The sequence below is a fragment of the Bradyrhizobium ferriligni genome, from assembly GCF_056837965.1.
This window is the reverse complement of sequence record NZ_JBXEJO010000137.1, coordinates 1-8,541: the sequence shown is the minus strand read 5'-3', so window position 1 is coordinate 8,541 and position 8,541 is coordinate 1. Positions and strand designations below refer to the sequence as shown.

The window sequence follows — 8,541 nt, the reverse complement described above, 5'->3', positions numbered from 1 at the left end:
GTCATTCCACTCCACTGCACTGGTGAGCCGTTCTACGAAATGGCAAAGGCCGAGATGCCGAACAAGCTCCTGCGCTCCTACACAGGTACACGCTTCATCTTCGCTGCCTGAGCAAGAAGCACACACGGAATCCTAGTGCTCAAGGCTGCGAACGGGGTGCAATTGCTGGCCGCAGGGATGCGGGAGGGTCTAACTCGCGTCGCCATGCCGAACAAGTAGTGCGTTGCCGATGACTCCAGACATCGTCTAACAACGTCCGTGCCCATCGCGACAAACCGCGCTGCCGCACGAACCTGGTCGCTATAGGAGCAAAGGAGACGTAGTCACCGGTCAGGCGTAAGGCTCATCGAAGCAGCGAAGGACCGAAGCGATCGCGCGCGGCGACCTCTACCGAACGCTGTCGGCTCGTTCAATTGTTCTCTCGCGCGCTGACCGGAGGAAGCGGCTTAGTAGGCAGGATCGCGGCACCACGCTCACGCTGCAGGGCAAAGGCCAGCACCAAAATAGGCACGGTTATAATGATTGCCTCGCGCATGAGGCCTATCATGGACGAGTGAGCGACGTGCGCAAATGTGACACCAGTATAAGGCCCACGGTCAGCGGCCTCTTTTTGAAAGGCCGCGCCCGCGGCGCTGATTTGAGCTTCCAGTCTGGAAGCTTAAAGCTTCCGGGTAGGCCCCGGCTGGACGCTTAGGGGGCTGCCGGCCGGCAATCTCCGCTGAAGTCCTCGAAAATGGCCTAAACCGGCCACTCCCTTTCCCTCGACAGGATGTCGCGCCTGGGGGATCATGCCACAGCTAGGGGCGCCGCCATGGACGTCGGAGGTTGGCTGCGGAAACTTGGCCTCGAACAGTACGAGGCGGCATTCCGCGAAAATAACATCGACGAAGCAATCCTCCAGAGTTTGACGCCGGAGGACTTGAAGGAGCTTGGCATCGCATCTGTCGGGCATCGGCGGAAGTTGCTCGACGCCGTCGCCGCCTTACGGGCTGAAGCCACGTCGCCCACGGCACCGTCCGACACCGCTTCGGCCAGAGAAGAAGGCATCAGCGATACCGCCGAGCGTCGTCAGGTAACCGTGATGTTTTCTGACTTGGTAGGTTCGACTTCGCTTTCCGCGCGAATGGACCCAGAGGACCTGCGTGAGATAATTACGGCCTATCACAGGTGCGTCGCAGAGACCGTGCGCCGCTTCGGCGGCTTCGTGGCGAAATATATGGGCGACGGCGTCCTTATCTATTTTGGCTATCCGCAGGCGCACGAAGACGATGCCGAGCGTGCGGTTCGGGCCGCGCTCGTGTTAATCGATGAAATTGCGACGCTGGCGGCGCCCGAGCCACTACAGGTGCGGATCGGGGCAGCCACCGGGATGGTGGTTATCGGAGACCTTGTCGGATCTGGCGAAGCCCAGGAGCGTGGTATTGTCGGCGAGACACCGAACCTCGCGGCACGCCTTCAGGCCATCGCCGAGCCGAACACGGTTGTCATTGCCGGGGCAACGCGCGGGCTGCTGGGCAATATCTTCGAACTGCGGGACCTCGCGCCCAGGGAGCTCAAGGGGATTGCTGGGCCGGTGAAGGCCTTCGCAGTGCTGCGGGCAAGTTCTGTCGAGAGCCGGTTCGAGGCGATGCATCCCGGAGGGCTGACTGCACTCGTCGGGCGAGAAGAAGAGCTTGAACTACTGTTGCGGCGCTGGGCAAGAGCCAAGACCGGCGAAGGCCAGATGGTGCTCCTATCCGGTGAGGCCGGGATAGGCAAATCAAGGCTCACAGCCGCGCTCATGGAGGCACTCGCGGCCGAACCTCACACGCGGCTACGTTACTTCTGCTCGCCCCAGCACGCGGACAGCGCTTTTTATCCGCTCATCGGGCAGTTCGAACGTGCCGCCGGATTTGTGCACGGCGACACACCGCAAACAAAGCTCGACAAGCTCGGTGCACTGCTTAGGCAGACCTCGACATCCGGAGAGGACGCGGCGCTATTGGCCGAGATGTTATCGCTTCCCAACGACGGACGCTATCCCGCTCTGGAGCTTGTTCCCAAACAGCGCCGGCAGAAGACGCTTGCAGCGCTCAGCCTGCAGTTGGAGACGCTCGCGCGCTCCAGCCCCGTGCTGATGATCCTGGAGGATGCGCACTGGAGCGACCCCACGAGTCTCGAAGCATTTGGTCACACCGTAGAACAGATTGCGAAGCTTCCCGTGCTCTTGATCGTAACGTTTCGGCCGGAGTTCGAGCCGCCCTGGATCGGACAGCCGCATGTGACCGCGCTAACGATCAACCGTCTGGCAGAGCACGAAATTGGTGCCATTATCGACCGCGTCATCGGCAACAAGCCGCTGCCGGCGAACATCAGAAACGACATCATCGAGCGCACCGACGGCATCCCGTTGTTTGTCGAAGAAATGACGAAGGCAGTGCTGGAGGCCGGGAACGAGCTGGAAGCCCTGCAGACTGTGACCTCAGTCCCCTCTCCGGTGCTCGCAGTCCCCGCGAGCCTGCATGCGTCCCTGATGGCGCGGCTCGACCGGCTGGGCGCCGCCAAGGAGGTGGCGCAGATCGGGGCAGCGATCGGGCGCGAGTTCTCCCATGCGCTGCTGACTGCAGTGGTCCGGAAGACAGAGGCGGAGTTGGGATCGGCGCTCGTTCGCCTCATTCAAGCTGGTTTGTTGTTCCGGCAGGGTTTGCCGCCGCTTGCGACGTATCTGTTCAAGCATGCCCTCGTGCAGGATGTCGCGTATGGGACGTTATTGCGTACGTCGCGGAAGCAGCTTCATGGGCGAATCGCGAACACCCTCGAAAAGGAGTTTCCCGAGTTGATTGAGGCGGAGCCGGAACTCCTCGCCAGGCATTGCGCGGAAGCTGGGTTTAACGAGCAGGCGATACGATACTGGCGTGCGGCGGGAGAGAAAGCGGTGCGGCGGGCAAGCAATCGCGAAGCGATCGGGCATTTTCGCCAGGCTCTCGTTCTAATCGAAAAGCAAAGTTCCGAGATTGACCGTTCGGAGTCTGAGCTTGCAATTCTATCTCAGCTCGGTCCAGCGCTGATGAGTGTTTACAGCTGGTCAGCTCCAGAGGTTGGCGTTGCCTTCGAACGTGCCGAACATTTAGCACGGAAACTTCAAAGCTCGGTCGATTTAGCACCGCCCTTGGCTGGATTGTGGCTGTTTCATACCGCTCGCGGCCAGTTCTTCCGGGCGGAGGAGATCACAAAAGAGCTGTTTCATGTCGCGCGTACTGTTCAAGATCCAGACATCGAGCTCCAAGCACATCATTGTGCTTGGCCAGTTTGCTGGTTCCGTGGCGCGCTCTCAGAAGCGAAGGCCCATGCCGACGCAGGAATGGCCCTATACGATGAGGTTCGACACGCTAAACACCGTTACCTGTATCTCGGGCACGATCCGGCTGTCTGTGCTCTATCGATCAGATCGGTCTTGCAATGGCTCCTCGGTTACCCCGTACAGGCGGAGCAGTCGGAACGCGACGCGGTCGAGCTGGCTCGGCGCTTAGAACATGCGCCGTCACTAGCTCATGCGCTATGGTTCGTTTGCCAAGGTCAGGTTGCTCGTGGTGATGCTCCGGCAGTGGTAAGCACGGCCAGGGAGTTGCTGACGTTATCTGAAGAGCATGGTTTGCCGCAGCAGCGCGCCACTGGCATGGCTTACCTTGGATGGGCTATCGGCCAAACCGCCGACGTCAATCGCGGCATTCGGCTTCTTGAGGATGGCTTGGCGACGTATGGGCGGCTCGGCGTGCGAAGCAATCTATGCCTGATCGTCTGCCTGTTGGCCGAAACCTATTTGGCGGCGGGTCAGTACGGAAAAGGCATGGAGCAGACTGACTTGGCGATTGCTGTGTCTTCAGAGATTGGAGACCGCTGGTGTTTGCCTCGAATTCATATAATCCGTGGGCGGTTACTTCAGAAGTTGCAGGAAACTGATGCTGCCGAGGCAGACTTGAGAATGGCAACCGATATCGCCGCCGCGCAATCTGCGAAAGGCTTGCAATTGCAGGGCGCCAATTTGCTGGGGCGGCTTTGGCGCGATCAAGGGAAACCGCAACAAGCCCGCGAACTGCTTGCGCCAGTTTACGGCTGGTTCACCGAGGGCTTTGATACGCCGGACCTGAAGCAGGCAAAGGCCCTACTCGATGTTCTGGCATAATTCCGTAGCGCAAGCGCCAGCATTGAACTTCAGGTTTTGGTCCATAACTGACGGTCTGCATGACGATCGCGAACGTCGGCTCTTCGAGGTGAACCGGAAGTCACTCGGTTCGGTCGCTATGGGCGGCTTGTGACCCATCTCGGACGTTGGCCCGCAAGCGGCAGCGAAACCTTCACTTGAGCATCGGCTATGACCGACCGCTATGCTCCCTTCACCGCACTGGCGAGGTGCGCTTTGATCGGAAACTCTAACCCATCATCGGCGACATGAGACATCAGCGCGTCTTCTACCTCGCTGACCAAGTCTCTACGGGTTTCATCCGAGACTTTGGCCACATGGCCTGAGAGCGGCGAACCGAGCACATAGTCCTGCACGAACTGCGAAACTGACGGAAAACGAACGGCGCCTTCAACCGGCTCAATCGTTATGTCGCTGAAACCTTCCGCAGCCACGAGCGCGCGCAGTTGTTCGGCATCGGCGAGCGCAAATGGAGCGCGCATGATGTTCGCCGCCTCAGCGCTGACGTGCCGCGCAAGCGCAACGGCTAGGGCGCTGAACCCGGGACTGTATTGGATGTCCTGCCACACCATAAAGCCGAGGCGGCCGCCGGGCACCAGCACGCGATACATCTCGCGCAGTGCGGCGGGTCGATCTGGGAAGAATTGAAGTCCCAATTGGCAGTACACGACATCGAATGTCCCGTCAGGCAGAGGCATGTTCGTCGCGCTAGCCTCTTGCCACGTGATCGGTGCGCCTGTGGGCGGGCGGGAAGCCGCGATAGAGGCAGCGACCGCCAGCATACCGGGGTTCAGGTCGAGACCGGTCACGCTCCCGGCGGGGCCTACTCGCTGCGCAGCGAGCCGCGCCACGACGCCGGTACCGCATGCGACGTCCAATATGCGCTCACCTGCTCGCGGGTCCGCAAGAGCAACTACGAGCGGTGCCCAAGGTGCGAAGACAGCCGGAACAAGGGCGTCCTCGTATGTCTCAGCAGCATTTCCAGCTACTTGCCATTGTCCTTGGTCAACCATGGCCAATCCTTGATAGCCACGTCCCCCGCTCGTTGTCGTGTGAAGCTATCACACCGAGAGGGGGAGCGGTCGCGGCCCATTGGCGCAGGATGGTTCTTCAACAGGATCAAGCAGTGCCGTCGGGTGGCGACGCGCTACGACAGCGCAGGAAACTACCTTGCCTTCGTCCAACTCGCATCTATCCGCCTATGGCTGGCCGCGCGTTGTGAATCCGCGCCCTAATTATGGCTGCGGCACCCGCGAATTTATTCTTTGACGAAGATATGAGACTTTATCTTCCACTGCCCGTCGGGTTGGCGTTCAAGGAGTCGGACGGTGCTGCCAGAAATTGGCGTCGCCTTCTCATTCACCACTAACGTGGCCGCGAAATGGGAGGTGGTATAGGCGTAGTTCCCGATGGGTAACACATCGACCAGCTCAACCTTGTGATCTCTGACGCTTCTTCCTCGCCCAGCAAAGAAATTACGGATTGCGGTAGGGCCGGTGACGGGCTCCGCACCAGGCGGCATCAATCTGGCGTCAGCGGTATACAATGGTAATAGGGCATCGAAGTCTGCGTTGTTGATGGCGGCATCCCATTTGGCAGCCGCCGAGGAAAGTTCGTCGGCAAGTGGGTCTGCCCCTGCGGGACCGAAGAACGCACAAGTAAGGATCAACAGCAGGGCGTATGAAAGAAGAGAAGTGCGGCTCATCTTTGCCTCCTTTAGCTGTGATGCTTGGCGCACGAGCGCATTCGCAAACGCTACCGCTGAGGGAAGCAGGGCCACTAGTCCAAAACGTGGACTGAAGAGAATGTCGTCAACCTGTTGAGACCCGATCCGCGGTGGCAGGTGTCTCATTGGCATATGCGCTGCGTGGGAACCAAGCCCGCATGCTCTTCACAAGATGCTTTGGACCGTCGATCTCGATTTTGCCGAGCTCGCACGCCCGTAGCAGAGGTAGCTCGCCTATGAAAATCTGTACAAGCGTCAGTAGGCTCGCATGGAGGCTGACATCGACCTCGAAGCCGGGATCATCCCAGCAGAGATCGGCTTCCTCCTTCTTCACAACAAACCACCAGCGCCTCGGTCGAGCGTCCGCAATCTCGATGTGCAGCACGAAGTCGCATGGAATGTGCTTTAGATTGAACGAACGGCGCATATTCCACATGAGTCGGCCCGCGTGGAGTTCGTCGGGCGAAAGCTGGCTGCGCGCCCATTTGTGGCCCCAATGGCCCAATGCATCGATAATTGGCCGGGCCTCCTTAGCCGCTTGGGTTGGATGGTACTCCCAGTGCCCGTTATCGCCTGATTGGCGTGAGATTAGCCCGGCTTCTTCTAGCGTTCGCAGGCGCCTGGAGAGGAGGGTCGGCGACATCTGGGGGATGCCGCGGCGAAGTTGGTTGAAGTGGTGGGACCCTAGCAACAGCTCTCGGAGCACGAGCGGGGTCCATCGCTCCGTGAGAATTTCCGCAGCTTTGGCTACGGGGCAAAATGATCCATAGCCTCTCATGCCGAGAACTTTAGCATTACGGGGGCCTCCAAGGTAGTCCAGTTTCTGGACTAATGTCCGGGCGCAAGCCCAGTATCGAGGCTCTCCTTCTGCGCGTGAGACGGGTAGGCACGGGGCCATGCCCAGGATTGGGCCTTTCCGCGACGGCATGCCGAAATCTACTCGCGCGCATAGCCGCCGCCGAAAAAGAGGTCAGCGACGGCTCGTTCTCGTTGTGAGCTACCTTAGCTTATACGTGCCGGTTTGATGATTGCAGTCCTGAAACGTCCCGGCTTTCATGATCGGAAATGGACCCAAGGGGTGGACTGTGCCGGATACCATCATGCCCTCGTATTTGCCGGTGCCTGCGACAGTTTCTCGGGTGAGACTTCCATCACTCGCGAGCGAAAATTTTGACAAGCGTTTGTCGCCGTCTACATCCACGCTCTCGCATACGGCGCCCCCCGTGAACTTCCCGTCAAGCGAGGCATTCATCCCCACGCAGCGGAAGCTGTTCTTATCAAACATGCTACCGGGAGGATTGCTGAGGATGCTACCAGTCATTTCATAGCTAGACGCGGTGTTAGTCTTGGAGAAACTGATCGTGTTGTTAACGCCCGACCAGCACGCGGTGTAGTCGTAACTGCCCTCCTTTGGCAATTCGGACGCGAGGACGGAAGACGGAGAAGTAATGACGAGTAAAGCTAATGCATATTTTCGCATGGCATTCCCCTCCAAAAAACACTTCAAAAAATCTGCGCCGCTCAAGCGGGCTTCAAACTAGTAGCATAACAATTAGAGATTATCAGCGCAGCCAACCGCTATGGTGCGGCAAGAATGTTGACCAATATGCCGACATTGCTGACCTTCTTTGAATTTTGAAAACGCTACCCTTGATCGACGTTTGGGTGGACGTCGGAGGTGAGGGGCCGTCATGAAACCGCGAATGTCGATCAGTTGCCCGAATGCGATTGATGCAGGAGCGGCCGAGTCCATCTGCTCGCCGTGTTCGATGCTGCTCGCGGCATTTCGGCCTCGCCCGCTCGGCCCATGCCTCGACCTCGCGAGACCATCGCTTTCTTGCGGATAGCGCTCGGATGGGGCGCTGCGGCGACACGAGCCAGATCGGCGCGCAACTCTCGCCGCTGCGCACGCTCCTGATCCAGTTCTCGGCATTGCTAACGAGAACTCCGAACATTCAAACGATTGCTGCGTACCTCGCTCAACTCGGTGCGCCGTTTTAATCTATGCCACTGGCGACATATTACCGATTGGTGGTATAACGGGCGCGTTGAGGGCTCACGTTCGCGGCGCTGGTGGCCCCTCCTTCTTGACATCAAGTGCAAGCGGGCTCGGGCACCAAGCAATCCCTGCTTGTGAGCCGATCTCTAAAGCTGCTTGAGGTGGCTGCCCCAATGCATCTTCGCATTAAAGATTGGCGTATTAGGTCTGGATGGCTGCTACATAGTTAGTCGCTGCCACGCTAATGATCCGCTACAGGTGGCGAATTCGTTACACGTGCCCATTTCCGTTCGAACTGGATTGTGCCTGCGTCCATCGGTCGTGAGGGCTCAAATCATGACGAATCACTTTTCAAAGCGCATCGTGACCGATGTGCTCATAGTCCTAGTATCCGTAGCGACGATCACGATTGCCGCAACAGCGTTGAGCGAGCCCATTCGGACCAGCATCGCGGCTTCTATCCCAACCCCGTTCGATCTTGCGATTGGATGGACACTAGCGGCCGCTGAGCCGAGCAAACCGAACGCTCCCCACGCGGCGCCGACATGCCGACTTCGTTCCGCTCCTTTGCAATGGAACGTAGATTGGCTTTTCGGGCCGCCGGTCGATCGCGGTTGATTAGCCAGTAGCCGGGTG

General features: G+C 59.0%; 6 protein-coding genes and 1 pseudogene. 2 read left to right on the top strand and 5 right to left on the bottom strand.

Annotated elements, in window-relative coordinates; all coding sequences use genetic code 11:
- Positions 1–409: 409 nt before the first annotated feature.
- The gene (locus AC1VNY_RS41685; RefSeq protein WP_259245124.1) at positions 410–535 is read right to left on the bottom strand and encodes a hypothetical protein; all 126 of its coding nucleotides are present in this window, start codon (positions 533–535) and stop codon (positions 410–412) included.
- A gap of 276 nt (positions 536–811) precedes the next feature.
- On the opposite strand from AC1VNY_RS41685, the gene AC1VNY_RS41680 reads away from it, so the two are divergent.
- A complete protein-coding gene (locus AC1VNY_RS41680) occupies positions 812–4,162 on the top strand; it encodes an adenylate/guanylate cyclase domain-containing protein (RefSeq protein WP_482409547.1) in 3,351 nt (1,116 codons plus the stop codon).
- Positions 4,163–4,362: 200 nt separating this feature from the next.
- Here AC1VNY_RS41680 and AC1VNY_RS41675 read toward each other — a convergent pair whose 3' ends face one another.
- Positions 4,363–5,193, bottom strand: coding sequence for a methyltransferase domain-containing protein (locus tag AC1VNY_RS41675; protein WP_482409546.1), 831 nt, complete (start codon positions 5,191–5,193; stop codon positions 4,363–4,365).
- A gap of 93 nt (positions 5,194–5,286) precedes the next feature.
- Between AC1VNY_RS41675 and AC1VNY_RS41670 the strand changes: the two are divergent.
- Positions 5,287–5,415, top strand: a pseudogene (locus AC1VNY_RS41670) (IS5/IS1182 family transposase); the annotation flags it as partial.
- A gap of 23 nt (positions 5,416–5,438) precedes the next feature.
- Here AC1VNY_RS41670 and AC1VNY_RS41665 read toward each other — a convergent pair.
- From AC1VNY_RS41665 to AC1VNY_RS41655, 3 genes are all read right to left on the bottom strand, one after another.
- Positions 5,439–5,885, bottom strand: coding sequence for a YybH family protein (locus AC1VNY_RS41665; RefSeq protein ID WP_482409545.1), 447 nt, complete (start codon positions 5,883–5,885; stop codon positions 5,439–5,441).
- A gap of 106 nt (positions 5,886–5,991) precedes the next feature.
- Entirely contained in the window at positions 5,992–6,684 is a 693-nt protein-coding gene (locus AC1VNY_RS41660; RefSeq protein WP_482409544.1) for a winged helix-turn-helix transcriptional regulator, read from the bottom strand.
- A gap of 219 nt (positions 6,685–6,903) precedes the next feature.
- Entirely contained in the window at positions 6,904–7,431 is a 528-nt protein-coding gene (locus AC1VNY_RS41655) for a hypothetical protein (RefSeq protein ID WP_482409543.1), read from the bottom strand.
- Positions 7,432–8,541: the final 1,110 nt, after the last annotated feature.